At 42.4% G+C, this 26,698-nt stretch carries 30 protein-coding genes; 29 read left to right on the top strand and 1 reads right to left on the bottom strand.

What is annotated here, in order from left to right:
• Positions 1–53: 53 nt before the first annotated feature.
• The 4 genes from DZC72_RS02650 (at position 54) to DZC72_RS02635 (ending at position 3,296) form a co-directional block, all read left to right on the top strand.
• Positions 54–941, top strand: coding sequence for a LysR family transcriptional regulator (locus tag DZC72_RS02650; protein WP_125221348.1), 888 nt, complete (start codon positions 54–56; stop codon positions 939–941).
• A 78-nt stretch (positions 942–1,019) separates the two neighbouring features.
• Positions 1,020–1,721, top strand: a complete 702-nt coding sequence (locus DZC72_RS02645) for a hypothetical protein (RefSeq protein WP_125221347.1) — start codon at positions 1,020–1,022, stop codon at positions 1,719–1,721.
• 15 nt (positions 1,722–1,736) lie between these two features.
• Positions 1,737–2,597: a hypothetical protein gene (locus DZC72_RS02640; RefSeq protein ID WP_125221346.1), complete on the top strand. Its 861-nt coding sequence runs from the start codon at positions 1,737–1,739 to the stop codon at positions 2,595–2,597.
• 144 nt (positions 2,598–2,741) lie between these two features.
• Positions 2,742–3,296, top strand: a complete 555-nt coding sequence (locus DZC72_RS02635) for a nitroreductase family protein (RefSeq protein ID WP_125221345.1) — start codon at positions 2,742–2,744, stop codon at positions 3,294–3,296.
• 160 nt (positions 3,297–3,456) lie between these two features.
• Here the strand turns inward: DZC72_RS02635 and DZC72_RS02630 are convergent, their stop codons facing one another.
• Positions 3,457–3,966 carry a DUF456 domain-containing protein gene (locus tag DZC72_RS02630; RefSeq protein WP_125222573.1) on the bottom strand — a complete coding sequence of 170 codons (510 nt, stop codon included), beginning with the start codon at positions 3,964–3,966 and terminating at the stop codon, positions 3,457–3,459.
• 194 nt (positions 3,967–4,160) lie between these two features.
• Between DZC72_RS02630 and DZC72_RS02625 the strand changes: the two genes are divergently transcribed.
• From DZC72_RS02625 to DZC72_RS02505, 25 genes are all read left to right on the top strand, one after another.
• Positions 4,161–4,523, top strand: a complete 363-nt coding sequence (locus DZC72_RS02625; protein ID WP_125221344.1) for a BlaI/MecI/CopY family transcriptional regulator — start codon at positions 4,161–4,163, stop codon at positions 4,521–4,523.
• A complete protein-coding gene (locus DZC72_RS02620; protein WP_125221343.1) occupies positions 4,520–6,151 on the top strand; it encodes a M56 family metallopeptidase in 1,632 nt (543 codons plus the stop codon). The genes DZC72_RS02625 and DZC72_RS02620 overlap by 4 nt, the downstream gene beginning before the upstream one ends.
• A 220-nt stretch (positions 6,152–6,371) precedes the next feature.
• Positions 6,372–6,848 (top strand): hypothetical protein, encoded by a 477-nt coding sequence (locus DZC72_RS02615; protein WP_125221342.1) that lies wholly within the window; start codon positions 6,372–6,374, stop codon positions 6,846–6,848.
• A gap of 3 nt (positions 6,849–6,851) precedes the next feature.
• Complete coding sequence (gene ruvC, locus DZC72_RS02610; protein WP_243641627.1) at positions 6,852–7,454, top strand: crossover junction endodeoxyribonuclease RuvC; 603 nt, start codon at positions 6,852–6,854, stop codon at positions 7,452–7,454.
• 7 nt (positions 7,455–7,461) lie between these two features.
• Positions 7,462–8,652 (top strand): radical SAM family heme chaperone HemW, encoded by a 1,191-nt coding sequence (gene hemW / locus DZC72_RS02605; protein ID WP_243641626.1) that lies wholly within the window; start codon positions 7,462–7,464, stop codon positions 8,650–8,652.
• A 34-nt stretch (positions 8,653–8,686) separates the two neighbouring features.
• Positions 8,687–9,439, top strand: a complete 753-nt coding sequence (locus DZC72_RS02600; protein ID WP_125221341.1) for a cyclase family protein — start codon at positions 8,687–8,689, stop codon at positions 9,437–9,439.
• On the top strand, positions 9,436–9,795 hold the full coding sequence (locus tag DZC72_RS02595) for a DUF4260 domain-containing protein (RefSeq protein ID WP_125221340.1): 360 nt from the start codon (positions 9,436–9,438) through the stop codon (positions 9,793–9,795). The genes DZC72_RS02600 and DZC72_RS02595 overlap by 4 nt, the downstream gene beginning before the upstream one ends.
• Positions 9,788–10,411, top strand: coding sequence for a DUF4230 domain-containing protein (locus tag DZC72_RS02590; RefSeq protein WP_125221339.1), 624 nt, complete (start codon positions 9,788–9,790; stop codon positions 10,409–10,411). Before DZC72_RS02595 ends, DZC72_RS02590 begins: the two co-directional genes overlap by 8 nt.
• A gap of 95 nt (positions 10,412–10,506) precedes the next feature.
• Entirely contained in the window at positions 10,507–10,830 is a 324-nt protein-coding gene (locus DZC72_RS02585; protein WP_317127080.1) for a Dabb family protein, read from the top strand.
• A gap of 10 nt (positions 10,831–10,840) precedes the next feature.
• On the top strand, positions 10,841–11,386 hold the full coding sequence (locus tag DZC72_RS02580; RefSeq protein WP_125221337.1) for a GNAT family N-acetyltransferase: 546 nt from the start codon (positions 10,841–10,843) through the stop codon (positions 11,384–11,386).
• A 169-nt stretch (positions 11,387–11,555) separates the two neighbouring features.
• Positions 11,556–12,197, top strand: a complete 642-nt coding sequence (locus DZC72_RS17680; protein ID WP_165869251.1) for a hypothetical protein — start codon at positions 11,556–11,558, stop codon at positions 12,195–12,197.
• On the top strand, positions 12,194–12,553 hold the full coding sequence (locus DZC72_RS02565; RefSeq protein ID WP_125221336.1) for an MmcQ/YjbR family DNA-binding protein: 360 nt from the start codon (positions 12,194–12,196) through the stop codon (positions 12,551–12,553). Before DZC72_RS17680 ends, DZC72_RS02565 begins: the two co-directional genes overlap by 4 nt.
• Positions 12,554–13,027: a DinB family protein gene (locus DZC72_RS02560; RefSeq protein WP_125221335.1), complete on the top strand. Its 474-nt coding sequence runs from the start codon at positions 12,554–12,556 to the stop codon at positions 13,025–13,027.
• Positions 13,028–13,066: 39 nt separating this feature from the next.
• Positions 13,067–14,842 carry a MutS-related protein gene (locus DZC72_RS02555; protein WP_125221334.1) on the top strand — a complete coding sequence of 592 codons (1,776 nt, stop codon included), beginning with the start codon at positions 13,067–13,069 and terminating at the stop codon, positions 14,840–14,842.
• Between the two features lie 168 nt (positions 14,843–15,010).
• Positions 15,011–15,148 carry a hypothetical protein gene (locus DZC72_RS17675; protein WP_165869250.1) on the top strand — a complete coding sequence of 46 codons (138 nt, stop codon included), beginning with the start codon at positions 15,011–15,013 and terminating at the stop codon, positions 15,146–15,148.
• Between the two features lie 243 nt (positions 15,149–15,391).
• On the top strand, positions 15,392–15,754 hold the full coding sequence (locus tag DZC72_RS02550) for a response regulator (RefSeq protein ID WP_125221333.1): 363 nt from the start codon (positions 15,392–15,394) through the stop codon (positions 15,752–15,754).
• Positions 15,755–15,756: 2 nt separating this feature from the next.
• Positions 15,757–16,980, top strand: a complete 1,224-nt coding sequence (locus tag DZC72_RS02545; RefSeq protein WP_125221332.1) for a sugar transferase — start codon at positions 15,757–15,759, stop codon at positions 16,978–16,980.
• A 76-nt stretch (positions 16,981–17,056) separates the two neighbouring features.
• Positions 17,057–17,359: an STAS domain-containing protein gene (locus tag DZC72_RS02540; protein ID WP_125221331.1), complete on the top strand. Its 303-nt coding sequence runs from the start codon at positions 17,057–17,059 to the stop codon at positions 17,357–17,359.
• 14 nt (positions 17,360–17,373) lie between these two features.
• The gene (locus DZC72_RS02535) at positions 17,374–18,216 is read left to right on the top strand and encodes a glycosyltransferase family 2 protein (RefSeq protein WP_125221330.1); all 843 of its coding nucleotides are present in this window, start codon (positions 17,374–17,376) and stop codon (positions 18,214–18,216) included.
• Entirely contained in the window at positions 18,200–18,994 is a 795-nt protein-coding gene (locus DZC72_RS02530; RefSeq protein ID WP_125221329.1) for a TolC family protein, read from the top strand. The genes DZC72_RS02535 and DZC72_RS02530 overlap by 17 nt, the downstream gene beginning before the upstream one ends.
• Positions 18,995–19,029: 35 nt before the next feature.
• Positions 19,030–21,225 (top strand): GumC family protein, encoded by a 2,196-nt coding sequence (locus DZC72_RS02525; protein WP_125221328.1) that lies wholly within the window; start codon positions 19,030–19,032, stop codon positions 21,223–21,225.
• The gene (locus DZC72_RS02520) at positions 21,225–22,571 is read left to right on the top strand and encodes an oligosaccharide flippase family protein (RefSeq protein ID WP_125221327.1); all 1,347 of its coding nucleotides are present in this window, start codon (positions 21,225–21,227) and stop codon (positions 22,569–22,571) included. Before DZC72_RS02525 ends, DZC72_RS02520 begins: the two co-directional genes overlap by 1 nt.
• A complete protein-coding gene (locus DZC72_RS02515; protein WP_125221326.1) occupies positions 22,568–24,061 on the top strand; it encodes an O-antigen ligase family protein in 1,494 nt (497 codons plus the stop codon). The genes DZC72_RS02520 and DZC72_RS02515 overlap by 4 nt, the downstream gene beginning before the upstream one ends.
• A 216-nt stretch (positions 24,062–24,277) precedes the next feature.
• Entirely contained in the window at positions 24,278–25,177 is a 900-nt protein-coding gene (locus tag DZC72_RS02510; protein ID WP_125221325.1) for a glycosyltransferase family 2 protein, read from the top strand.
• 143 nt (positions 25,178–25,320) lie between these two features.
• Positions 25,321–26,685: a UDP-glucose dehydrogenase family protein gene (locus tag DZC72_RS02505; RefSeq protein ID WP_125221324.1), complete on the top strand. Its 1,365-nt coding sequence runs from the start codon at positions 25,321–25,323 to the stop codon at positions 26,683–26,685.
• The last annotated feature ends 13 nt before the right edge of the window (positions 26,686–26,698 follow it).

Raw genomic sequence — 26,698 nt, 5'->3', positions numbered from 1 at the left:
TATTGCTTAAGTTTGATAATTACCAATACCATTTTGTTGAACGACCAATAACTATGAGTTCTCAAATAGAATTACGGCACCTTACGTATTTTTTGGCGGTAGCCGATGAACTACATTTTAGGAAGGCTGCGGAAAAACTTTTTATCTCACAACCCGGATTGTCACGCCAGATTAAGCAAATGGAGGAAATTCTACAAGCGGAACTCTTCGTGAGAGACAAGAAGAAAGTGGCTTTGACCCCGGCCGGACATTATTTGAAAAACCAAGCCGAAGAACTTTTTAAGCAGTTAAAGGAAATAAAACGACAGTTACAACTGATAGGGGAAGGCGATACCGGAGAAATTAGAATCGGGTTTTTGGGTTCCGCCATGCAGGATGTAATTCCTAATCTGTTGATAAAGCTAAGGGATAGATTCCCAAAGATAAAGACCTCCTTGGAGGAGCTGTCTAATTTGAACCAAGTGGATGCCGTTTTAAAGGGAGATCTGGATATTGGGTTTGTCCGATTGGCAAAAGTTCCGGCCAATTTACAAATGCGTACGGTCTATGAGGACACGTTCTCCTTGGTATTGCCCGAGAGTTATCCCATGTTGACAAGGGAGTATACGGGGATGGATCGCTTTTCCCAGGATAACTTTATTCTGTTCAGTCAGGATTACAGCCCCCATTATTATGAAACGATCATGAGTATTTGTTCCGATGCGGGATTCGTACCCAAAGTTTCCCATAAATCCGTGCATGCACAGACCATTTTTAAATTGGTAGAGAACAATTTGGGCATTGCCATCGTGCCAACGGCCCTGCAATACGGCTTTCAAATGCGGGTTAAATTTATCGAGCTAAGGGATATAGAGCAAAAGGCACTGCTTTCTGCCATTTGGAAAAAAGAGCATAGGAATCCGGTTTTGCAAAACTGTATAGATTTACTGTTTGATTCTTGATTAGAGGAACGTATATTTAAGTTTCTTTTCAGTATAATTTGAGAAACTGGAGGAACCGTTAATTTAAACCAATGTGGAGTGACGCTATTTTCTTACCATTTATTGGAACTTCCCTTTTTTCAAGCAATGAAAGGAATATGCTTGACACCCATTTCAAAGCAAACAAAAGGATTGGTTCACTCAGAATATATGACGGCCATGACTTTGGGTGCTCCCATCTTCTCCACTTCAAGAGTACTGATTGGACAAGTAGCTGTTTTTATGCAGTGGGAGGAAGAAACAGGACTGAATCGTTATCTGGAGAATGACCATTTTGGCAAGGTTCTTTCAAAAGGGTGGCATGTTCGTTTATCGTTTACAAGACAATGGGGAAAGTATGAGGGATTCAAAATTCCCGAATACAAAAATAAGGTAGATAGCTCCAATGGCCCTGTTGTTGCGGTAACCATTGCCAGGATGAAGCCTTTTGCGGTACCCAGATTCATACACTGGGGTAGACCAGTTGAAAAGCTGGTAAGGGATCATCCGGGAACAACACTCGCATTAGCCTCCGTAAAGTTTCCAAATACAGTTTCCACTTTTTCCGTTTGGAAATCTGAAAAGGAGATGGAGGATATGGTTAAGGGGCATAGTAACGTTGAAAAGCCAAAAAGGCATGTAGACGCAATGAAAGAAAGGGAGAGAAAGGACTTTCATTTTGAGTTTACCACACTTCGGTTCAAGCCTCTGGCGGAGTTTGGGACATGGAAAGGTAGATCCAATTTTATTCCGAAGAGTTAACCTGTTTCAGAGACCATGGGAATAGCTAAGAAAAATCAAAGCTTACAGGATTGGATTACCCAACAATGGGTCATTCTTTTTGGACAAAAGATTGATACATTGAAATACGAGTGGCTTCTAGGGCCCTTTGGTGGAATAAATGGAATAGGTTTAAAGTATATAAAAGAACTAGCCCACAATGAGAACCTGTTAATCGATAGTCAAGGAAAGGATAAGGGATTACTGGATTCCATTGGGCATTTGGGGCTTTCCGAACATGATTTGAAAAAGCTCTCTCCAGATGTCATTGATTTTTATGAGAATACCTCAAATTACGACCTTGTACTGAAAGCAAAATGGAACCCAATATTCAAAGTTTTTGGCTTATTGGTTAAAATTATTTTCAGTAATAGAATTGAGCAGCTTAATGTTCCCATTAAGGATTTGGAAGGTTCCATGGGATTGACCAATCAAATCATAAAATTGGTGGATTCCCAAACCAATAAGGTAAAAAGAACGGTGTGGCTGAGAACTTTTAAATCTACGGGTAAAGTAGTTTATTCAGGGGTATATGGAACTTGTGTTTTACCCAATGGACCCACGTGCATCAAAGCGGTTTTCCCGTTACCAAATGGAAATGCCACCGTCATTTTAGCCCCTAGGGTTGGTCAAAATGGTGAATTGATATTGGATTCATCAGGTCAAAAAATAGGGGATAGCGGATTTTACTTTTTGCTAATGGATTCTAAAAGTGAAATTTGGACAAAATTTATCAGGTCGTTCAGGGATACATTGGTTGTGGGCAGTGAAAATGGCAGGATTACTGCGACACAAACCTTGACTTTATGGAATCTGAGAGTGCTTAGATTTGAATATGGTATCCGCAAAATGGTATAAATAGGGTCTAAAAATTCGAATCTGAAGCAGTTTTCATATTTATTTTGGCGAAGCAGTAGGAACGTAATATATGGCCTATGTCCTATATTTGTTATGGATGAACATTCATTCTTCTAAAAGGATTTTAACGTAATAAAAAACTCCATGATATTTGATTTGATTAAAAAAAGAAGGTCGGTATTTCCACCTCAATATATAGAAAAGGAGCTATCTAAATCCGATTTGGAAAGGATATTGGAAGCAGCAAATTGGGCACCTACCCACAAAAAAACGGAACCATGGCGCTTTAAGGTACTACAGGGAAAATCCAAGGAATCCTTGGGGGCTTTCCTTGCTGGGAAATATGCCGAAATTGATCCTTTGCCCAAGCAGATAAAGGTTAAGAAACTTCAGGCGAATGCAAGTCAATCTGCAGCAGTGATAGCCATCTGTATGCAGCGGGATTTGAAGGAAAGTCTTCCGGAGTGGGAAGAGGTGGCCGCAGTTGCCATGGCCGTGCAGAATATGTGGTTGTGTTGTACCGAGCTGGGAATCGGGTGCTATTGGAGTTCCCCTGGAATTATAAAATACATGGATGAATTTTTCGATATGGCCGAAGGGGAAAAATGCCTTGGATTTTTGTACATGGGCTATTTTGACGGCGATGTGCCGGTATCTACCAGAAATCCAATTTCTGAAAAAACCGTTTGGCTGGATTAGAGCCTATTTAAATTTGTATGATTGATTTTTTGTATAACCCATTTTTTATGTAGAAGAAGGCAAAATCGAAGATAATAGCAGCGCTACTTGATGAGATTTTAACGAAATTATGCGCAAAAAGTGGCATAGAAAAACAATTGATAGAAATTTAAACAGGCTCCTAGTCAAAATACGGAAACAACGCCGTTCTGTACTCCCAAGCGGTGGAGATGAACAGTCCCAAATAAACCACGGCGACCATGAACTTCATAAACGTACCGGTAAGGAAACCCAAAAAGGAACCAAAAGCTGCTTTTAGGGCAGTTTTGTTATCGGCCTTCGCCGATAGTTCCCCTAGAAAAGCTCCCACAAAAGGTCCAATAATGATACCTCCAGGTATGGGTGCGAGCAAACCAACAATGAGGCCGATGGTCGTACCTATCATTCCGGCCCGTGTTCCGCCAAATTTCTTCGTGCCCATGGCGGGAATGATATAATCAAGCGCAAATACGATCAACGCAATGGCGAGGGTGATACCCAGCACCCACCAATTGTTGGGAATTGCCTTGGTAAGGTATAAAAGCAGCAGTCCGATCCAACTAACAGGTGGCCCTGGGAGTACAGGAAGAAAGCTACCTAGGATGCCTAGCAGCATAAAAATAAACCCGATAATCAATAGTGCTATGTCCATATAACGATGGGACGAAAATAAGTCAAAAATGTTACAGGTGTCATACAAAATCATTTTTTTAACTAAAAAATTAGTTTAAACTAAATATTTAGTTATATTAGCGGTAAGATTTACGAATCGAACTGCTATCCAGAGCGGAGTCGCAGGGAGTAATGTCTGGAATTTGTATTTAAGAGAATAAAAAAACTAAAGTAATGAAGCAGTTAACCAAGGCTGAAGAGGAGGTAATGCAGGTATTGTGGCAATTGGAAAAATCGAACGTGGCGGGTGTCATTGATGAATTGCCCGAACCCAAGCCGGCCTATAATACCGTTTCCACCATCATTCGGATTTTGGAAAGCAAGGGCTTTGTGGACCATGAGAAGGAGGGAAAGGGCTACCTGTATTTTCCGATCGTGAAAAAATCGGATTACAGCAACCAAAGCATCAACAAATTGGTGGACGGTTATTTCCAGGGCTCCTTCAAGAGTATGGTTTCTTTTTTCATGAAGAAGAACGATATGAGCTTGTCCGAATTGGAGTCCATTATGAACGAAATTAAAAAGGATAATAAATGATACAATATATCCTAGAGTGCATCGCCTTTCAATTGGTGTTCCTCGTTATTTATGATTTTTTCCTTAAGCGCGAGACCTTCTTTCAATGGAACCGGGTCTATCTGTTGGCCACATTTGCCGCATCCTTGGCCTTGCCCTGGGTAAAAATAGAGGCCTTTAAAACCGATTCCCCCGCTATATTAGGGTATTCCGAATATTTATGGAACCTTCAGCCGACGCCTATTGTGGGAGTTGGAACTGCTCCGGGGCCCATGGAAATTACTTGGCCCATGGTCCTGTTTTTGGTTGGATGCGGAATGGCTACCATTGCCTTTGTCGTGAAACTTTGGCGCTTGCGAACCTTAAAGTTGACGGGGACGGTACAATGTTATCGGGACCACAGAAGGATTCTGATTCCACACAGTTATGCGGCCTTTTCATTCCTAAAGTCCATTTTCTTAGGCGAGAATTTTAGTCGGAAGGAAACCGAATCCATTGTAGCGCATGAGTTGGTCCATATTAGGCAGTGGCACACCTTAGACCTCTTGTTTTTTGAGGGTATGCGCATCCTGTGTTGGTTCAACCCTTTGGTCTATGTTTATCAAAACCGATTGACGGAACTGCACGAATTCATTGCCGATGCACAAGTTCCAAAACAAGACCGACAGTTGCATTGTGAGATGCTATTATCCCAAGCATTCGAAGTTCAAAATATTTCTTTTATCAATCCATTTTTTAAATCATCATTAATCAAAAAACGAATAGTCATGTTACAAAAATCAAAATCAAAAAAAATCTGGCAATTAAAGTATTTGGTCTTGGTACCCTTGGTACTCGGAATGTTGTTCTATACCTCGTGTGAAAGCGAGCCCAATTCCAAAGAAAATTTGGAAGCTACTTCCTTAAAAAACAACATGGTAACTTTTGCTGAAATAGATGAAGTGCCCATTTTTCCGGGTTGTGAAGACGCCTCTGACAAGCGAGCCTGTTTCAACGAAAAAATACAATTGCATATAAGCAAAAATTTTAGGTATCCTGATCAAGCCCTAGAGCAAAATATTGAAGGCAGGGTTAGTGTTATGTTTACCATAGATTCAGATGGAAATATTGTCAACATCCAGAAACGCGGTCAACATCCTCTTTTGGAAGATGAAGTGGTACGCATCATCTCCAAGCTCCCAAAAATGGAGCCTGGGGTAAAGGATGGTAAGAACGTGAACATACCTTATTCCATTCCTGTAGTTTTTCAACTGGACGGAACCTCGGCCCAAACAATTCGGACCAATAAGGCCCTTGAATCGAATGCCGTACCATTTGGTGAAGTAGATGCAGTTCCCGTTTTCCCGGGCTGTGAAAACGCTACCGACTCCCGTGCCTGTTTCAATGAGAAAATCATGCGGCATATAAGCAAGAATTTCAGCTATCCCCAAGAAGCACAGGACAGGGGAATCCAAGGCAGGGTAAGTGCCCTTTTTACAATTTCTAAGGATGGAAACGTTGAAAATATTGACATGCGCGGACCCGACAAGCTATTGGAGGATGAGGTGGAGCGAATCTTAAAGCGTTTGCCAGTAATGAAACCGGGTAAAAATAAGGGTGAGAAAGTGGCGGTTGCCTATTCCATTCCGGTAACATTTAAGTTGGAATAATCGGTTTGAAATGTAACAAGTTTAGACCTGTCAGGTTTTCAAAACCTGACAGGTTTTGTGCTTCAAAATACTTTCTATATAAATTATTAGACTGGTAATTGATACAGCTTACCTTACCAAAAAAAGCAACCAAACGCATTTTCGATCTTAAGTCAGAAATCCATTTTTCCAAAAAGTAAACCCGCCAAAAATTCGTAATTTCCACCATAGATTTGGTGTCATGCAGCGCATAGTGGTATTATTGGTCTTTTTAAGTTTGGGTTCCTGCAACTTGTTCCAGTCCAAGGAAAAAAGGACCCAAGAATTGATTAACGCGGAACTTCGGGAAATGGACTGGAACTCCGTGGATTCCTATCCTTTGTTTTTGGAGTGCGATGAAACGGCCAGCAAAGAGGCACAGAGAAAATGCTTTGAACATCAATTGACGACCCATTTTGAAAATACCTTGCGGGAATTTGAATTTACCGTTGATTCTGACCGAGGGGCCCTGGTAGATGTTATCTTTGTCATCGATGCGAAGGGAAAAATCAGTGTCGAAAAGATAATCAAGGATGCGGCCATCCTAAGGCAAATGCCCGAATTTGATGGTATCATCACCCAAAGTCTCAAGAACATACCTCCCATCGCCCCAGCTCTAAAAAGGGGTATTCCTGTAAAAACAAAATTTAAGATACCGATACAATTAAACACCAAATAAGGTTTGGCGACAGAAAAAATCATTTTAGGGATAGATCCCGGAACTACGATTATGGGCTTCGGCCTAATAAAGGTTGTAGGCAAAAAGATGCAGTTCCTCCAAATGAACGAACTGCAATTGAAAAAATATGACGATCCTTACACCAAGCTCAAATTGATCTTTGACCGCACCATTGAACTCATCGACACCTACCATCCCGATGAAATCGCCATCGAAGCACCGTTTTTTGGCAAGAACGTCCAATCCATGCTCAAATTGGGCAGGGCACAAGGCGTGGCCATGGCGGCAGGACTTTCTAGACAAATCCCAATAACGGAATATTTACCGAAAAAAATAAAAATGGCCATCACGGGCAATGGAAACGCCAGTAAGGAGCAGGTGGCCAAAATGCTCCAAAGCCTACTTTCGCTGAAATCGCTACCCAAAAATCTGGACAGCACGGACGGACTTGCGGCAGCAGTCTGTCATTTCTACAATGAAGGCAGGGTGGAGGTAGGGAAGTCGTATTCTGGATGGGAGGCTTTCGTGAAACAGAATAGCCCCCCAGCCCCCAAAGGGGGAGTTCAAAACTCTTTGCAGGTGAATTTACGTAAAAAGAAAACCTAAACCATAATTGGACAAGTATATAGATTCAATCGGTTTGGAAAAAGTTCCCCCTTCGGGGGCGGAGGGGGCTGGCTTGTACATCCACATCCCCTTCTGCAAACAGGCCTGTCATTATTGCGATTTTCATTTTTCCACGTCCCTAGGAAAAAAGGAAGCCATGATAGCCGCCTTAAAAAAGGAATTGGAATTACGAAAGTCGGAATTCGCTAATGAAAACGTGGAAACCATCTATTTTGGGGGCGGCACACCATCGGTGTTGGAATTGGAGGAAATCGAGGATTTGGTTTCGAACGTCAATAAGCATTATAAGGTGGTCGATACGCCAGAAATTACCCTGGAGGCCAATCCGGATGACCTTTCGCTCCAAAAAACCCAGGCATTGTCGAAAAGCCCTATCAACCGATTGAGCATTGGCATACAGTCTTTTTTTGACACCGATTTAAAACTGATGAACCGTGCCCATACTGCCGATGAAGCATCGGAATCCCTAAAAAATGCGGTACGCTATTTCGACAATATTTCCATTGACCTAATTTATGGCATGCCAGATATGACCTTGGATAGATGGAAAAAAAACATCGAAAAGGCCCTTTCCTTTGGGGTGCCCCATATTTCGAGCTATGCGCTTACTATAGAACCCAAGACGGCATTGGCCAATTTTGTGGACAAAGGATTGATTCGGCCCGCTAGTGATGAAGTGGCCCAAGAGCATTTTCATCTCTTGTACGAAACATTGCTGCACGAAGGGTTTATTTGTTACGAAATCTCCAATTTTGGCAAGCCTGGCTATTTTTCCCAGAACAATTCGGCCTACTGGCAGCAAAAGAAATATGTGGGTATCGGGCCATCGGCACATTCCTTTGACGGGATTCGCAGGGGGTGGAACATCGGCAACAACCCCAAATACATCAAGGCACTGGAAAAGGGGGAACTTCCCATGGAAACGGAAACCTTGTCCACAAAGGATAAATACAACGAGTATGTCATGACCGGCCTACGAACGATTTGGGGCGTGGATGTAACCCGAATCCAAAAGGAGTATGGGAAAAAATATCAAGACTATCTTATAATGCAATCCAAGAAATTTAGGGAAGAGGGCTTGTTGGTTTTAGAGGGAAATGTACTTTCTACCACCAAAAAAGGGAAGTTTTTGGCGGATGGAATTGCCGCTGATTTGTTTATGATTAACTTGTCCTGACAAAAGATCCAGTTTTAAGGATACACCTTTAATAGTGAAAGCCACCATAACCCATAAAAAAAGAACCTATCAAGTAGACCTTTCCAAACCGTTGGATATATCCATTCCCATGACCGGTGACATATCCAATGTAAATGCTTGGTATGTGGACCATCCAAGGATCGAGCCGCACGTGGAACATGGTTTTACGGGTAGCGTGAAGCAGGGCGCAAGCACCAATTTCAACGATATCTGGTTCAATCCCCATGCCCATGGCACCCATACGGAGTGCTACGGCCATATTACCCGTGAGGTCTATTCGGTCAACGAAAAATTGAAAAACTACTTCTTTTTGGCCGAAGTCATTACAATCGCCCCAGGAAAATTAGGGGACGATTTTGTGATTTCAAAGCATCAATTGAGCAATGCCTTAAAAGGCGCAAAACCGGACGCTCTGGTGGTTCGTACCTTGCCCAACACCAAGGAGAAGTTTTCAAAACAGTATTCAAATAGCAATCCGCCATATTTTATGGAGGATGCCATGGCATTTTTGGTCAACAGCGATATTGACCATTTATTGGTGGACCTACCATCCGTGGATAAGGAAAGGGATGGCGGAGCCTTGCGTTGTCATCGAACCTTTTGGAACATGAACGGCGACATACGAAAGGAGGCCACCATTACGGAATTTATTTTTGTACCCAACGAGGTAACCGACGGAATGTATTTGTTGAATCTGCAGGTTGCTCCGTTCGTGAACGATGCCAGCCCTAGCAGACCTGTGTTGTTTAAAATTACCGAAGTATGAGGAATTTGTTGAGATTGGAGGAATTGGCCATGTTTGCATTGGGTCTTTTTATGTACGGACTTTTGGGCTACCCGTGGTGGTTATTTTTTGTACTACTGCTAACGCCGGATATTGGCATGCTCGGTTATCTGGTAAACGAAAAGGTTGGGGCCATTGCATATAATCTTTTCCACCATAAGGGAATTGCCATACTTTTGTATTTTTTGGGGATCTACCTCTCAATGCCCGTCGTTCAGATGATAGGGGTCATACTATTCGCGCACGCATCTATGGACCGGATTTTTGGGTATGGACTTAAATATGAAAAGGGATTTAAATACACCCATTTAGGGGAGATAGGAAAAAGGAATGGATAATATACTTGATGTCTTTTTGGGCCTTATTTTGGGTGGAATCAGCATGTATTGGTTGTTTTCCCTGTTCCGAAAAAAACAGAGCAAGGAAATTACTACGCATCAATCCGCCGTTTTATTGGAAAAGATACGCAGTGTCTGCAAGTTAATTTCTGTGGAGGGCGATTTTGCCGAAGTCTACAAGTACGAAAATACACGGGAGCGGTTTATGAGCCTGTTGAGCAGCAAAAAAAAGGCGCTCATCGTCATTAAGGCGAAAGCACAAATTGGGTACGACCTCAATAAAATATTGATGCATGCCGATACTGGCAAAAGGAAGATCATCCTATCCAATTTTCCGGAACCTGAGGTTTTGTCGATTGAGCCCGATTTGGAATTTTATGATATTAAAAACGGACTTTTCAATACCTTTACCCCAGACGATTTGACCAGTCTCAACATCGAGGCAAAAAAGCATATTCGGGAAAAAATACCGGAAAGTGGACTTATGGAGACTGCCAGAAAAGAGGCTTTACAATCGGTTTTGCTCATTGAAAAGATTGTGGAGACCATTGGCTGGAAATTGGATTATACCGCCTTGCATATTTCGGAAAAGGACAAGAGACTACTCGAACAATAAACTTATCAAACTACGGATACAATCACATGAAAACTATTACAACTTTAGTATTTTTGGTACTTACAACCATGGCCTTTGGCCAAACAAAAGAAAACATGAAAGAATTCGATCCTAATTTCAACCACACCGTATTTTTTTGGTTGAAAAATCCAGATAGTCAGGCTGATAGGGATGCCTTTGTAAAGTCCCTGTCAAAATTTTTGGACAATTCCGGGTATGCCAAGACCAAGTTCATAGGGACCCCGCCAAAAGCGAGCAGGGACGTAGTGGATGGTTCCTTTACTTTTTCCCTAATGGTTTCCTTCGAATCTGCCGAGGCACAACAGGCGTACCAGGATGAAGCCCCACATAAACTTTTCATTGAAGAGTCAGAACATCTTTGGGAGAAGGTTATCGTCTACGATTCGGTCGGCATCTAGTATTTCATAGGTGGTTTTTAAGCAAGCTTCAGCCGAAGATGCACAACGTATAGCCCAATTGCACGCTTTAAGTTGGCAGCAAAACTATAGGCAAGCGTTCAGCGCCCATTTTCTGGATAATGAGGTCGTTAAGGATAGGCTTACGGTTTGGAACGAACGTTTCGCGCATCCAAAAGAAAATCAGTTTATTATCATTGCCGAGGAGCAGGGAGAACTTTTAGGCTTTATATGTTCTTACTTTGAGGAAAATCCTGTTTACGGTGCATATCTTGATAATTTACACGTAAGTGCCAATGCTAAGGGCAAAGGCATCGGTACACTATTAATGCAGCAATTGGCGGAGAAGATAAAGGTAAGAAACTACGCAAACGGTTTTTATTTATGGGTGTTGGATGTCAACTATGCGGCCGTTACTTTTTATGATCGTATTGGTGGCCAACGATTTGAAAGTGTGGAAGCGAATGATATTGGGGATAAAACCTTCTCCAAAACCCGATACGTTTGGAGTGATATGGATGCCTTTCTAAAGCTTGTTGCGTCAAAAAAGAGGGGATAGTTTTGTTAGGAGCAAGGAGCAAGGATTGAAAGGTTACAAAAACTATGTCTTCGCAGGATTGCAGTACGAAGTGATTTGTTCAATGCGTGTTGGAATTGTTTTTGTTTAAGGGTATATCTTACTTAGTACAATTTTTTAAATACTGAATATTTTTCAATTGTATTATGTAATGATTATTTTACCAACAACCAACAACCAACAACCAACAACCAACAACCAACAACCAACAACCAACAACCAACAACCAACAACCAACAACCAACAACCAACAACCAACAACCAACAACCAACAACCAACAACCAACAACCAACAACCAACAACCAACAACCAACAACCAACAACCAACAACCAACAACCAACAACCAACAACCAACAACCAACAACCAACAACCAACAACCAACAACCAACAACCAACAACCAACAACCAACAACCAACAACCAACAACCAACAACCAACAACCAACAACCAACAACCAACAACCAACAACCAACAACCAACAACCAACAACCAACAACCAACAACCAACAACCAACAACCAACAACCAACAACCAACAACCAACAACCAACAACCAACAACCAACAACCAACAACCAACAACCAACAACCAACAACCAACAACCAACAACCAACAACCAACAACCAACAACCAACAACCAACAACCAACAACCAACAACCAACAACCAACAACCAACAACCAACAACCAACAACCAACAACCAACAACCAACAACCAACAACCAACAACCAACAACCAACAACCAACAACCAACAACCAACAACCAACAACCAACAACCAATTCAAGATGAACATTGAGGTCTTTCGGGAATACTGTCTATCAAAAAAGGGCGTAACGGAAGGATTTCCATTTGACCAAAAGACCCTCGTTTTCAAGGTCATGGGTAAAATGTTTGCCTTATGTGGTTTGGAACGGGTACCTTCACAAGTGAACCTTAAGTGTGACCCAAATAGAGGGGAGAAATTAAGGGAGCAATACGACGGATTAATCATTCCAGGCTACCATATGAGCAAAATCCATTGGAATACCCTCTTTATAGAACGTTTGCAGCCCAAGTTGGTTTTAGAGCTTACGGACCATTCCTATGATTTGGTGGTGGCCAAGTTCCCAAAAAAGCTTAGGGCGGAGTATGACAATTTATATTAGATGGATTTGGAATTGCAATATATAATAAGAAATTTAAAGGAATGTTTCAATGGGAAGCCATGGTATGGGGTTTCTTTAATGGAGAAGCTTGAAAAAGTGCCGTGGAGCATCGTTAATGAACAAATCTATGGTTCCAAGTCCATTGCGGTTCTAGTCCAACATATTATCAATTGGCGTATTTTCTTGCTTAAAAAGTTGGAGGGTGATGAATCATATGATTTAGTAATAGATAGCTTAGAGGATTGGACACCGGTAATTATAAAAAACGAACCGGAATGGAAAGCTTTGTTGTTGAATTTACAGCGTACTCAAACTGATTTATTGGAAAAATTGATTACTGAAAACGACCATCTTTTAGAGAAGAAGGTTCCAGGCAAAAAATATACTTATGGTCCAATTTTGACCAGTATTTCCCAACATGATATCTACCATTTAGGCCAAATATCCATGTTGGTTTCCCTGCTTAGCGATTGAAACCCTACTTTTGTTGAAATTCAAGAAATTGGCAACTGAATGAGGGACCCCCAATCTTTTTATCAGGAAGAAATAAAATCATACAAGGTGCAATTGGAAATGGTGAAGAAACAATTGCTCGCCTCAAGCACCGTCCGTTTGGTCGTTTTCATGCTTGCTGTATTTGGTGTTTATTTTTTATATGGGAATACCAGGATGGTCCTTGTAGCGATGGTCGTTGCCATTGCTATTTTTCTTTATTTGGTCTCCAGGCATACCGATTTGCAGTACAAAAGAGACAAGCTTAAAAAGCTGATTTTCCTTAACGAAACCGAGATTCAGGCTTTAAACAGGGACTTTAAAAACCTACCTGACGGTTCAGGTTTTAAGGATGACACCCATTTTTACAGTCAGGATATAGACCTTTTTGGAAATGGTTCTTTTTATCAGTATCTGAACAGAAGCAGCCTTCCTGAAGGCGGCCAACTCCTGGCTTTCATACTAAAGGAAAACACTACAGACCGAATTGAAGAAAAGCAGGAGGCGCTGAAGGAATTGGCCCAAATTCCCAAATGGCGACAGGATTTTGCCGCCACCGCGGCTTTGTCGAAGTCGGGAATAACTACCCAGACGGCTTTGCATTGGATTTTAAATTATACACCCTTTGTTCCGGGTATTATGCGATTTTTACCATGGTTGTACACTGGAGGCAGTATCCTGTTTTTTGGCCTATTGCTAATGGGTTTTCTACCCGCATCGGTATTGTTCTACTGGTTGTTGTTGGGACTGTTGATTACAGGTGCCTTTTCCAAAAAAATGACAAAGCTAGTTTCCGGGACAAGTAAGATCCAGTCGATATTTGAGCGCTACAATCGTTTGCTGGCGGCCATCGAAGCACAAAAATTTGAGTCGGCCTTACTAAAGGAAAAACAGGTTGGAATACAGAGCCATGGTAGAAAGACTTCGGCAGTGCTAAGGGAATTCGCTGGTTTACTGTCGGATTTGGACCAAAACAACAACCTGTTATACCTCATTTTTGGAAACGGCTTGTTTCTAAGGGGCCTATTTACGGCATTTAGGGTTGAAAAGTGGATTTCTGAACACAAGGAATCTATGGGTGTTTGGTTCGATTGTATCGCCTTTTTCGATGCCCACAACAGCTTGGCGAATTTTGTCTTTAACCATCCGGGATATACATTTCCAATTCTTAAGGAAAACGAAATATGCATTAGATCAAAGCAGGCGGGACATCCTTTGCTGGACCCCAAAAAATGTGTGGTTAATGACTACGTGATTGATCGAACGGATTTCTTTATCATCACCGGCGCCAATATGGCCGGCAAAAGCACCTTTTTGAGAACCGTTTCCTTGCAGATAGTGATGGCCAACATCGGGCTGCCCGTATGTGCGGCATCCATGGAATATAATCCCATAAAATTGATAACCAGCATGCGTACATCGGATTCCTTGACCGATGAAGCCTCCTATTTCTTTTCGGAATTAAAAAGATTGAAGTTCATTGTAGACGAAATTCAAAAGGAAAATTATTTTGTTGTTTTGGATGAGATTCTCAAAGGAACGAATAGTAAGGATAAGGCAATTGGGTCCAGAAAATTCGTGGAGCGATTGGTATCCTCAGGAGCATCGGGAATTATAGCCACCCATGATCTTAGTTTGTGCGAAGTGGCCCAGGAACTGCCACAAATTAAAAACTACTATTTTGATGCGGAGATAATTGATGACGAGCTTCATTTTGACTATACTTTTAAGAAGGGCATTTGTCAAAATATGAACGCATCCTTTCTATTGCGAAAAATGGACATCATCCAAGAATAGCGTACTTATTGTAGGATAGACCAATTCCATAGCGCAAATTTGAACGGAACTTTTATTTGTCCATAGTTTATTCCCATTCATCTACAGTATTTAGACCATTCATCTTTAACTGCACCATAGCATTGGGAACGGTTGCTACATTTGTTATCAAATCAAACGACAATTACAATGAAAAAAGGCAATAAACTCAGAAAATCCCTCGGCTATTTGGAAGTCTCAAAAACGCTAAAAATTTATCAGATCTGTGATGTGGTCATCAACGGAAAGGAAATAATCGTTAGTACAAGAACGCCAGTAGCCCCTTAAAAGAAAACTACAACAGGTAGTTTCCCCCGAGTCTTTAAAAGCCGATATGCGTATCGGCTTTTTCTCTATTTCTCTTGAGACGGGGTAATTTATTTAATCGATTCAAATCGTATAAGTAAGAAAATACTGTCAACTACTTTATAGGTAATGGCAACGATATGCCATGGGTTTACAACAAAACAGAACCAAAAGGTAATATAAATCTTACATTTCGTTATTAAATAAACCTACAAATGTAATGTTATGGAAATTTTAGTCATAGACGACAAGCAGTCTCTAAGTGAGCTTGTTGCACAATTCTTAGGCCAATCCTACAAAGTTACTACGAAAGAAAATGGATTGGAAGCCCTTACTTGGTTGCAAAAGGGAAATTTGCCCGACTTGATAATTACAGACTTGGAGATGCCTGAAATGGATGGTTTTCAGTTGATTGAAAAGGTAAAGGGTTCTGGACTGTTTTCGGACATTCCCATCATTGTGCTCAGCTGTCGTGAGAGCAGTGCCGATCGTATTAAATGCCTTCGCCTAGGGGCACAGGATTATATGGTAAAACCTTTTAATCCGGAAGAACTATTGATACGTGTTGATAAACTGATAATGCAGTAAGAATGGAGGTTACTACGGACAGGACTACGGTTTTACTATACATAGGTAGCTATGAGGTGTTGATGAAGGAAATCCATAAAAAGGAAAATGGAACCGCCATCCACATGGTAGATAGCGTTGAAAAGGCCATAAAATGGATCCATGGCCAAGGGAGTTATAAGGACAAAAAGTGGAGCCTTTCCCATAACGCCATAGATGCCATTTTGTGTGATTTTGGATTGTACGACGACGGTATGGTCGCCTTTAAGGAATATGTTACGGATACTTTTGATCCGGAACAGAAAATTCCCTTTATCCTTTTGGGCAAGGCATTGGGCAAAAGAGAAAAACAATTGGCCATAGAACATGGCTTCGATGATTTTTTCGTCTATCCCTTGGGTATGCAACAGATTCTGGAGCGGGTTTCCTTTTTAAGGGAACTAAAGTCAAATCTTTTACAAAATAAAATATCCACCAATAAAAGCTCCAAAAGATATAAGATCGGGTTTTGGAAACGTAGTTTTGACATCGTTCTCGCCGGGACCGTGCTACTCCTTGCGGCTCCGTTTCTGCTCTTGGTTATTATGGCCATTCGACTGGAATCCAAAGGGAAGGTGTATTATATCTCAAAGAGGGTAGGTACGGGCTACAAGATCTTCAATTTTCTAAAGTTGAGGTCCATGTATCCGGATGCCGATAAGCGCTTGAAGGAATTCCAACACCTGAACCAGTATGTACACGAGGATTCGAAGGATGAGGATGCGTACTTGGAGGAGATCACCCTTTCCAACGGAATCAAACTCTACGGCGATGATTCAGAAATAGAGGAACTTGCCTTTAATGAGAAGAAACGAAAGCAGACGGACAGTGCCTTTGTAAAGTTCGATAACGACCCGCGGATCACCAAGGTGGGAAAGATCATCCGGAAATTGAGTATCGATGAACTTCCGCAATTGATCAACGTACTCAGGGGCGATATGTCCATCGTTGGGAACAGGCCCCTGCCACTGTACGAGGCGGAAATGTTGACCACGGACGAGTGGACGGAGCGTTTTAATGGTCCGGCCGGAATTACGGGCCTCTGGCAAGTAGAGGCGCGCGGAAGAACATCAAAGATGTCCCCTGAGGAACGCAAACAATTGGATGTAAAATATGTGGAATACGCCAACAGCAAGCGGGCCTTTTTATATGACATGTGGATCATATTTAGAACCTTCCGGGCCGTATTCCAAAAGGAAAATGTCTAACTATCCTTAGAAAACCCTAAAATCTTACCTCATAACATAAATAGGAACCAAACAGGATGAATCAAAACATAACAGCATGGCATTACGAATAGAAGACAAAGACGGACTTTTTGAAATAAGCGGTAGGGTAACGTCCCAGAATCTGGGCATTTTAAGAACCTACTTCCAGGCAATTTTGGAGAAATCTGAAAAACTCTTGGTTAGCATTGAGAAAGTGACGGAGATGGACTCGTCCGCCGCACACTTTTTTGAGCGGTTTTATAGGGAAGTGGCCAGTGACAATAAGATAATCCACATTATCGGTAGGCACAATTCCAATATCTCAAAAATCATGCACACCACCAAAACGGACTATATTCTTAGTACCGATAGGGTTTAATAACCGCTATTCCCATGAACGTTACGGATTATAAAAAATATTTTGGAAAGCTTCCAGAAGACCTTTCCCCTGCGGATTTGAATCACATAACCCGCTACTTTGAGCTTCTTAGCAAGGTGGAGCAGCCCATGGCCAGTCTTTTGATTCCTGTTTTTAGGGCCAAGGAAACCTTAATGGCCCATATGTTTTCCCTTTCCAAGCTAAAGACCATTTTGCCGTACGAGGTCATTTTTATAGACAACAATGCGGATGTTGCCACAAAGGACATTTTGAAAACAGTAGGTGCAAAAGTAGTCCATGAAAAAAATCAGGGAATCACGCATGCCAGACAAAAGGGTTTGGAGGAGGCGAAGGGAGAAATTGTCTGTACCATGGACCCGGATAGTATTTACGATCCGTATTATATTGACAAAATGGTTTTGCCCTTTTATGAGCATCCCAAGTTGGTATTATGCTATTCCATATCACAAAGCTACCAACAGGATTTTCAGCTCCCTTTGAAGATGTGGCTAAGGAATTGGGCAAAAGTGCACTATTTCAGGACCAAACTTTCCCTTGGATTTTCCTCAAGGATAAAGCATATACGTGCTGTGGCCATGGCGTATCGAAGGGAAACCATGGTAAAATTTGGCTACAATACAGATTTAAAAGTAGTATCCGGTTGCGATGATGGTATGGTAGCTATCGCCTTGAACAACTCCGGTAAATTCAAATACGTACCCATATCGGTCCACACGGCCTTACCACCGGCCAGGGAACCGGGTAGGCCCTTTCCATTTTGCAACGATAGATTTTACCCCCAAAACGAAACAGTAAGGACCACTCTAAAAGCCTTGGAAATTGAAACTACCCTATAATACTATAATTGCTGATTTTGATAGGAAGCGTACCGCGCAGTTTCTGCGCCGTACCCTTCCCTATATATTTTTATTGATGGTGAGAATGGCAATGGCCCAGGATATCAATGACTTCATAGCCAATGGTCTCGAGGTTAACGACATCAGCAAAAAACTACCCCCTTTGGATTCTTTGGTCGTGATGGCCAAGGAGCATTCCCCTTTTTTAAAGGTGACCCTCAACGAACAGCAATACAGGGATGGCGTTGTTTCCTTTGAACAACGTGCCTGGTTACAGTATATCAATCTGGAGGCCGGATACAACTACGGTATTTTTGACAACCTGAGCAATTCCCAAATTGCGGGCGATCCCCAAAGTCAGGCCTTGTTTTCGACAGAGCAGAGCAGGTATCAGCTTGGTGTATCGGTTCGTTTACCCCTATCGGCGATCATCAATAGAAGGGCCAAAATTTTAAGTGCCAAGGGCGAGGCGGAAAAGGCACGCTATGAAACCGAAGTGGCGGAAATGGAACTGGAACAACAGGTCACCATACTTTACAACGACTTGTTGAAAATTCACCGCATGTTCTTTCTGGCCAATGCCATTGTGGACACTTTTAGGGTACAGTCCCTAAGGGCGGAAAAGGACTTCGCCAACGGGGTCATCTCGGTTACGGAGTACACCCGTTTACAGCAAATGATGAACCAGGCATCCATGAATTACGAACTACAACGCTCCGATTTTGTGGCCGCGGTCATGGCATTGGAAAATATTACAGGAGCGGATTTTGATATATAATGAAGTTTAACCTACTTTTTTTCGTCCGTCTTTTAATGAGGCACATAGGCCTCCTGATCGGTATGCCCATTATTTTGGCGACCATGGTATTCTATTTGACCATGGACCAACCCAAGACCTATGATTCCAAAGCAAGGGTGTATACGGGAATCGCATCAGGTTCCACCATAGAATTGGAGGACACCAAAATAGATTTTAGGGCGGCCAATACCGCCTATGACAACCTGTTGAACCTCATTAAGGCAAGGACCACGATTGAAGCGGTAGGACTCCATCTTTTTGCCCAGCACATGGCTTTGGGCGAATCCAACCCTAAAATTATTTCCGCGGAAAAATATGAATCCCTTTTGGAGGAAGTTCCACGGGAAGTCAAGGACCTGGTGGTAAAGGGCGACGTGGAAAAAACCTTGGAGAACTTTGTCGCCTTGAAGGATTCCGGCCATTCCAACTATATCTACAAGCTAATAAATTTGGATCATCCGGATTATAGCATCGAAAAAATATCGGGAAAAGTAGGTCTTAATAGGATATCCAATAGTGATTTTGTTGATATCCAATATGAATCCGATGATGCGGCCATTTGTCAGAATACGTTGTTGATATTGTGCGAGGTCTTTGTAAAGCTAAATGCCGATATCAAGGTAAACCAGTCCGATGCAGTTGTGAAATATTTTGAGGGGCAGCTCAACAATTCTACAGTCCATTTAAAGGAGGCGGAAGATGAGTTGCTTGATTTCAATAGGACACATAATATTTTTAATTACAACGAACAGACCAAGCACATAGCTGCGGAGAAAGAGGAATTTGAGATAAAGTATTTTGAAATATATAGAAAGTTCCATGCATCCAAGGCCATTTTGGATGAATTGGAGTCCAAGTTGGCCACCCATGAAAAAAAGCGGATCGCCAGTGAGAACATCATGGAACTCCGCAAGAAACTCTCCCTTTTGAATTTTGAGATATCCATGGGCAGTCTGGGTATGAAAAAAGATTCCACTTTGTCTGCATCGGATTCCAACAGGATGACCGATAAAATGAAAGAGGTGGCGGAAATTGAGGCAAAACTTTCCTCACAGGTAGAAGATCTCTATCAAACCGATTACGACAATAAAAGTGTGGCATCCACAAATATTCTGGCAACCTGGTTACAGAATACTATCGAATACGAAGGGTACAACGCGCAATTACAGGTAATGGAGCAAAAGCGCCTTGAGTTTGAGGAGCTTTACAAGAAATTTTCGCCCCTGGGAGCGACCATGAAGCGCTTGGAACGGAAAATCGACATTGCGGAGCGGGAATACCTAAGCTTGTTGCACAGTTTGGGATTGGCCAAATTGAAACAGCAGAATGTGGAGCTAAAATCCAACATAAAACTTACCGAAGTTCCCTATTATCCCATAAACCCAAAACCAAGCAAGCGAATGATGCTGGTAGCGGTTGCAGGAATTGTAGGTTTTTTACTGGTCGTTATTGTCATCTTCCTGTTGGAATTTTTAGACAGTAATATCAATACGGCGGCGAGGGCGGAGGATAAGATAGAACTCAGTGTATCCTCCATTTTTCCGGTCATCAACTTGGAGGATAAAGGTATTGACTATGCGTTTATTCAAAACAAGGCCGTTAATGCGATATCCCGGAACGTTTTGTTGAACCAGTACAAAAAATCCGAAATGGAGAAGCCTGTGGTCAATATGTTGTTCTCCACCCAAGAGCATGAAGGCAAGTCCTTTATCTGCAAGAATTTGATTACCAAGCTCTGTGAACTGGATTATAAGGTGTTGCATATCACATATGATGTACAGGACTTGGGAATTCAAAGCAAATACTATCAAAAAATCACCTATCCGGTGAACGACAGGTTGTACAAGATTTCGGAAATCCATGAATTCGATAGCGAGGATTCCATTCAGGATTATTCCTTGTTCGATTTTGTGGTATTGGAGATTCCCGGAATCATAAAGAACCCGTTTCCAGTGAAATTGGCCTCTACCATGGACTATACCTTTTTGGTCACCCGTGCAAATCGCGCATGGAGCGAAGCGGATAAAAATGCGCTTAGGCTCTTTAAAGAGGCCACTACAGGGCCGGAACCTACCATTATTCTTAACGGTGTTAAGGTCTTGGAAATGGAGACCGTCCTAGGGGAGCTGCCCAAAAAGCGGTCCTTGTTCAGAAAATTTATGAAACAGGTAGTTCAGTTCCGGTTTTTCAACAAAAGATCCATCGCCTAATGATACGTAAACTATTAAAATTGGGAAGGGAAAAAAACCTTGCTTCGTTGTTGTCCAACGTAAGCGTGGCTTTTTCCGGTCTCTTGAGTTTTGTGTTGTTGACACGGCAATTGCCAAAGGAGTCCTTTGGGGATTGGGTGCTTTTTATCACCTTGGCGACTTTTGTGGATCTATTGCGGTTTGGACTTACCAGAACTGCTGCCGTTAGGGAGCTTTCCGGTGCCGATGAACTATTGAGAAAACGGCTGTTGGGCGCTACCTTCCGGATAAACCTAGCACTTGTACTCGGTATTTCGGTGCTATGCTGGAGCTTTCTTTTTCTTGTGAAAATAGGGCAAATTCAACTTGCCCAGGGCTACTATCTATTTCTTGTTTGGTATCCCTTATTGGCCTTTGCAAATTTAAGTTGGAACAATGCCTTGGCCCTTTTTCAGGCAGAACAGAATTTTAGAAGGATGATGTACATACGTTTGTCCAATGTGGTTCTGTTCTTGATATTCCTTGTTTTCAACTATTGGTTTTTCCATTATGGCCTTACCGCGATTATTGTGGTGAACATCGCGGTGAACTTTATTTCCGGCGTGGCGTGTACCCTAAAAAAGTGGGACGGACTCTTTTTCCTGGGCTATGCCCGGAGGGATGTTGAAAGACGCTTGGTGAATTTTGGGAAATATTCCATGGGAACCCTAATCAGTTCTAGTTTATTAAAAAGTGCGGATACTTTTATTATCGGCCTTAGTCCTTTTTTGGGCTCCGCCGGAATTGCCATGTATGCCATCCCACTTAAATTAACCGATTTACTGGGTATTCCCCTGCATAGTTTTTCCATGACGGCCTATCCCAGGATGTCCAAAAAATGTTTGGAAGGCGATATTTTAGGTGCCCGAAGTATTTTTTACACCTATTCCGGGGCAGTGACCTTATTGTTCCTTCCCGTGGCACTTGTTAGTTTCGTATTCGCGGAAGAATTGATCTTGCTACTGGGAGGTACGGAATACAAGGAATCCCTTCACTTATTGGCCGTTATTTTTAGGGTGTTTACCGTGTATGTCCTGTTATTGCCCATTGACCGTTTTACGGGGGTTTTATTGGACAGTTTGAACAAACCCAAATACAACCTTTATAAAGTATTGTTCATGGCTTCGGCCAATATTTTGGTGGATTTGTTGGCCGTCTTCGTTTTCAAAAGTTTGATTGCCGTTGCCATTGGCACTGTGTTTTTCACGCTCTTGGGTATCTTTCTCGGGTTCTTTTATGTACGAAGGGAGCTTCAGATTCATATCAGGGAAATGTTTTTGGAGAGCATCCTTTTCGTAAAAAAATTAAAATCCAATTGGGCGCCATGAATCCGTTTTTAACCACACATGGTCCTGATCACTTGAGGAAGCCCTTGCCAGTGGCATTGCTGCTTTCCGTGATATTGATAACCTCCTACCTAACGGCAACAAAGGGTATCGTGGCCACTTTGGCCGTTCTGGTACTGCCTTTGGTCGCCATGTATGTGGGTGCGCTGTTCGTAAATCCAAGAATCGGTATCATCACCATACTCATTTTCAACTTTTTTGTATTGGGTATCGGCAGGTATATTCCCATGACCTGGGGACTGCTCATGGATGGCATCATGGTGCTCATGTACCTTTCCTTGTTCTTTAAGGCCTTTAAAATAAAGGTTCCTTGGAGTAGGGCAAGTTCCCAACTGACGTTGTTGGTGTCCGTTTGGTTCGGTTACGCCGTGCTACAGATCGTAAATCCCGAAGCTGTAAGTGTGGCGGCCTGGTTTTATGCCATGCGAGGTTTGGCCCTTTACCAATGGTTGTTCGTTCCCTTGGTCTTTATATTGTTCAATAAGCATAAGGACTTGCATGTGTTCTTTATCATCTGGGGCGTACTTTCCTTTATGGCCACCCTCAAAGGGATGCAACAGCTCATCTTTGGGGTGGACAAGTGGGAACAGGCCTGGTTGGACGCCGGTGGCGACGTGACCCATATCCTTTTCGGGAAATTGCGCATCTTTTCCTTTTATTCCGATGCTGGCCAATTCGGTGCCTCGCAGGGGCATACGGGTGTTGTATTCGGTATTTTGGCGCTCTTTGCCAAAAACAGGAAGTTTCAGCTTTTTTGTGGGGTGGTGGCCATGGCCGGACTCATTGGAATGATGATATCCGGAACGCGCGGGGCCATTGCGGTTCCTGCTATGGGGGGCGTTATGTTCATTCTGGTGCGAAAGCACATGCCCAGTATCATCATGGGGGTGCTTATGGGTATTGGGGTGTTCGTTTTTTTCAAGTACACCACCATTGGAAACGATAATGACCAGATACGGCGTATGCGTACTGCCTTCGACCCCAATGACGCATCCTTGGAAATGCGTAGGATAAATCAGGAAAAGCTCAGGGGCTATTTGGCCACAAGACCCTTGGGTGGGGGTATCGGCTCCACGGGAAATTGGGGCAAGCGCTTTTCCCCAAATACCTTTTTGGCCAACACGGCAACGGATAGCTGGTTTGTGGCCGTTTGGGCGGATACCGGTGTTGTGGGACTGTATCTTCATCTGTTCATTCTCTTTTTCATTTTGGTGACCGGTGCCTATAATGTGATGTACAAGATCAGGGACGTCTGGCTCAAAGGCCAGATAACGGCCTTGGTCTGTGGGATGGCGGGTATTATGTTGGCATCCTACGGCAATGGGGTTTTTGGACAGTTTCCAACGTGTATCTTGATGTATACGGGCATGGTATTTATGTTCATAGCCCCCAAAATGGATAGAAAAATCTTGGAGGAGAAGGGGTTGTTGGAGAACGAGGAGGCTATAGAGAAAAAGGCCCTTGCGGCTTAACCAGTAAAACGAATTGCTCGAATATGGCAAACGACCATTCGTCGACAGTAACATAAAAAAAATAGATGGGCCCTGTATTTTCGAAGTCGGAAAGCGGGCTATATGAAAATTACCTCGGGGCAAGCCCATGAGGCATTCTTTGAAAACGAACCTTTAATTTCGAGGCAATCCTAGGGTAATAAACCCTTTGGCGATGCCCATAAAACCAATTTTCCCATGAACAATAACCTACCTCTTGTTTCCATCATTACCGTGAACTACAATGAATCACGGGTAACGATGGATCTTTTGGAATCCTTGAGGAACCTTTCGTACAAAAATGTGGAGGTCATTGTGGTGGACAATGCTTCGCCAAATGACGATCCGTCCATAATCAAGAAGACCTTCCCAGAAATTATGTTGATCGAGAGCGATGAAAACCTAGGTTTTGCAGGCGGAAATAACCTTGGGGTGAAAGCGGCGAAAGGAGACTATCTTCTGTTCATCAACAACGATACCATAGTACCGGAACACTTTTTGGAGCCTTTGGTGGAAACGTTACAAAAGGATACGACCATTGGTATGGTAAGCCCCAAGATCAAATTTCATTGGGACCCCAGTAAGATCCAATATGCCGGATATACGCCCATGAACAAATGGACGATTAGGAACCATAGCATTGGGTATCATCAGACCGATGATGGAAGCTATGACAGCGAAGGGGAAACAGCCTCCATTCACGGAGCGGCCATGATGGTGCCCAGACACGTGATCGAAGAAGTAGGCATGATGAACGAAATGTATTTCCTGTACTATGAGGAACATGACTGGGCCGAAATGATAAAAAGGGCGGGATATTCCATTTATTATCAACCAAAGTCATATATCCTACATAAGGAATCATTGTCCACGGGTAAGAACAGTCCACTAAAAACATACTATATCGCAAGGAATAGGATAGTCTTTGCCAGAAGAAATTTTTCTTCCAAATATCTATGGTTCAGCATGCTGTTTCAGACCGTGGTGTCCATTCCCAAAAATCTTATCACATTTCTATTAAAAGGTCAATTTGAACATTTGAAGGCATTTTTTAGTGCCATTTATTGGAATCTGACACATTTCAAGTTATCAAAATAGGAGTTGTTAGGTCGTATAAAATCCTGAAATCTTAAATAGATAATAAAAAAGTATTCACCACATATTGGGGTGGTTATACAACATATATTATTTCTTCAAAAAATGTAAGAATATATTTACAATATATAATCAATTCAAACAAAATGAAAATAACAGTAGTTGGTACAGGGTACGTAGGTTTGGTTACGGGTACCTGTTTTGCAGAAACCGGAATCGATGTTACCTGTGTGGACATTGATAAGAAAAAAGTTCAGATGCTTTTAAATGGAGAGGTTCCCATTTATGAACCGGGTCTGGATAATTTATTGGCAAGAAACTTAGAAAAGGGTAGGATAACCTTTACTACCAGTTTGGCCAAGGGTATACAGGGCAGTGATGCTGTTTTTATAGCTGTGGGAACACCACCGGATGAAGATGGTAGTGCCGATTTAAAGTATGTTCTTGGCGTTGCCAGGGAAATTGGCCAGCACATGGACGACTACAAAGTGATTATTACAAAAAGTACCGTTCCCGTTGGAACTTCCTTTAAAGTGAAAAAAGCGGTACAGGAGGAATTGGACAAGCGTAAAGTGGACATACCCTTTGATGTAGCCTCCAATCCAGAATTCTTAAAAGAGGGTAGCGCTGTGGATGATTTCTTGAAACCGGACAGAATTGTTGTTGGAATAGAAAACGATCGCGCTCAAAAGACCATGAAAAGATTATATAAACCATTCTTGATGAACGGTCACCCCTTGTTGTTTATGGATATATTTTCATCAGAGATGACAAAGTATGCCGCAAACTCCATGCTGGCGACCAAAATCAGCTTCATGAACGATATTGCCAACCTTTGCGAACTGGTCGGGGCCAATGTGGACTTGGTTCGCAAGGGCATTGGTTCAGATGCGCGCATCGGTAATAAATTCATCTATCCGGGTACGGGATATGGCGGTAGCTGTTTCCCCAAGGATGTTCAGGCTTTGATTAGAACGGCCGATGAACATGGGCATTCCCTAGAGGTCCTAAAAGCCGTTGAAAACGTTAATTATAGACAAAAATCCAAATTGGTGGAAAAAATAAAAGGTCATTTAGGAACCAATTTGAATGGCAAGCAATTTGGAATCTGGGGTCTTTCCTTTAAGCCAAAAACGGATGATATGCGCGAAGCACCATCTTTGGTTATCATAGAACAGTTAAAGGCCATGGGTGCCCAGGTACGTGTATACGATCCGGTTGCCATGGAGGAGGCCAAACATAGTTTGGGCGAAACCGTTGTCTATGCCAAGGACGAATACGATGCCTGTATAGAGGTAGATGCATTGATTTTGGTGACCGAATGGTCAGAATTTAGGATGCCCAATTTTAGGATCTTGGAGAAGATTATGAACCAAAAGCTCATTTTTGACGGAAGAAACGTATACGACCCAGAAGAAATGCGGGAGCTTGGATTCCAATATTACAGTATTGGTAGAGAAACAATCAACAATCAGCAGGAACAGCCCGTACAAGTAAAAAAGGCTGTCTAGTAGACCTCGAACC

It is taken from the genome of Maribacter algicola (assembly GCF_003933245.1).
GTDB classification, from domain to species: Bacteria; Bacteroidota; Bacteroidia; order Flavobacteriales; family Flavobacteriaceae; genus Maribacter; species Maribacter algicola.
Note: the sequence above shows the minus strand (reverse complement) of the source record. Positions and strands in the feature narration are given on the sequence as shown.

Coding starts and splice junctions, on each gene's coding strand:
- DZC72_RS02595 (WP_125221340.1), top strand. CDS start 9,436: ATGAGGAATTTGTTGAGATTGGAGGAATTGGCCATGTTTGCATTGGGT.
- DZC72_RS17680 (WP_165869251.1), top strand. CDS start 11,556: ATGATTATTTTACCAACAACCAACAACCAACAACCAACAACCAACAAC.
- DZC72_RS02525 (WP_125221328.1), top strand. CDS start 19,030: ATGAGGCACATAGGCCTCCTGATCGGTATGCCCATTATTTTGGCGACC.
- DZC72_RS02505 (WP_125221324.1), top strand. CDS start 25,321: ATGAAAATAACAGTAGTTGGTACAGGGTACGTAGGTTTGGTTACGGGT.
- DZC72_RS02565 (WP_125221336.1), top strand. CDS start 12,194: ATGAACATTGAGGTCTTTCGGGAATACTGTCTATCAAAAAAGGGCGTA.
- DZC72_RS02510 (WP_125221325.1), top strand. CDS start 24,278: ATGAACAATAACCTACCTCTTGTTTCCATCATTACCGTGAACTACAAT.
- DZC72_RS02520 (WP_125221327.1), top strand. CDS start 21,225: ATGATACGTAAACTATTAAAATTGGGAAGGGAAAAAAACCTTGCTTCG.
- DZC72_RS02625 (WP_125221344.1), top strand. CDS start 4,161: ATGAAGCAGTTAACCAAGGCTGAAGAGGAGGTAATGCAGGTATTGTGG.
- DZC72_RS02555 (WP_125221334.1), top strand. CDS start 13,067: ATGAGGGACCCCCAATCTTTTTATCAGGAAGAAATAAAATCATACAAG.
- DZC72_RS02585 (WP_317127080.1), top strand. CDS start 10,507: ATGAAAGAATTCGATCCTAATTTCAACCACACCGTATTTTTTTGGTTG.
- DZC72_RS02550 (WP_125221333.1), top strand. CDS start 15,392: ATGGAAATTTTAGTCATAGACGACAAGCAGTCTCTAAGTGAGCTTGTT.
- DZC72_RS02635 (WP_125221345.1), top strand. CDS start 2,742: ATGATATTTGATTTGATTAAAAAAAGAAGGTCGGTATTTCCACCTCAA.
- DZC72_RS17675 (WP_165869250.1), top strand. CDS start 15,011: ATGAAAAAAGGCAATAAACTCAGAAAATCCCTCGGCTATTTGGAAGTC.
- DZC72_RS02650 (WP_125221348.1), top strand. CDS start 54: ATGAGTTCTCAAATAGAATTACGGCACCTTACGTATTTTTTGGCGGTA.
- DZC72_RS02515 (WP_125221326.1), top strand. CDS start 22,568: ATGAATCCGTTTTTAACCACACATGGTCCTGATCACTTGAGGAAGCCC.
- DZC72_RS02560 (WP_125221335.1), top strand. CDS start 12,554: ATGGATTTGGAATTGCAATATATAATAAGAAATTTAAAGGAATGTTTC.
- DZC72_RS02545 (WP_125221332.1), top strand. CDS start 15,757: ATGGAGGTTACTACGGACAGGACTACGGTTTTACTATACATAGGTAGC.
- DZC72_RS02590 (WP_125221339.1), top strand. CDS start 9,788: ATGGATAATATACTTGATGTCTTTTTGGGCCTTATTTTGGGTGGAATC.
- DZC72_RS02535 (WP_125221330.1), top strand. CDS start 17,374: ATGAACGTTACGGATTATAAAAAATATTTTGGAAAGCTTCCAGAAGAC.
- DZC72_RS02540 (WP_125221331.1), top strand. CDS start 17,057: ATGGCATTACGAATAGAAGACAAAGACGGACTTTTTGAAATAAGCGGT.
- DZC72_RS02640 (WP_125221346.1), top strand. CDS start 1,737: ATGGGAATAGCTAAGAAAAATCAAAGCTTACAGGATTGGATTACCCAA.
- DZC72_RS02615 (WP_125221342.1), top strand. CDS start 6,372: ATGCAGCGCATAGTGGTATTATTGGTCTTTTTAAGTTTGGGTTCCTGC.
- DZC72_RS02630 (WP_125222573.1), bottom strand. CDS start 3,966: ATGGACATAGCACTATTGATTATCGGGTTTATTTTTATGCTGCTAGGC.
- DZC72_RS02620 (WP_125221343.1), top strand. CDS start 4,520: ATGATACAATATATCCTAGAGTGCATCGCCTTTCAATTGGTGTTCCTC.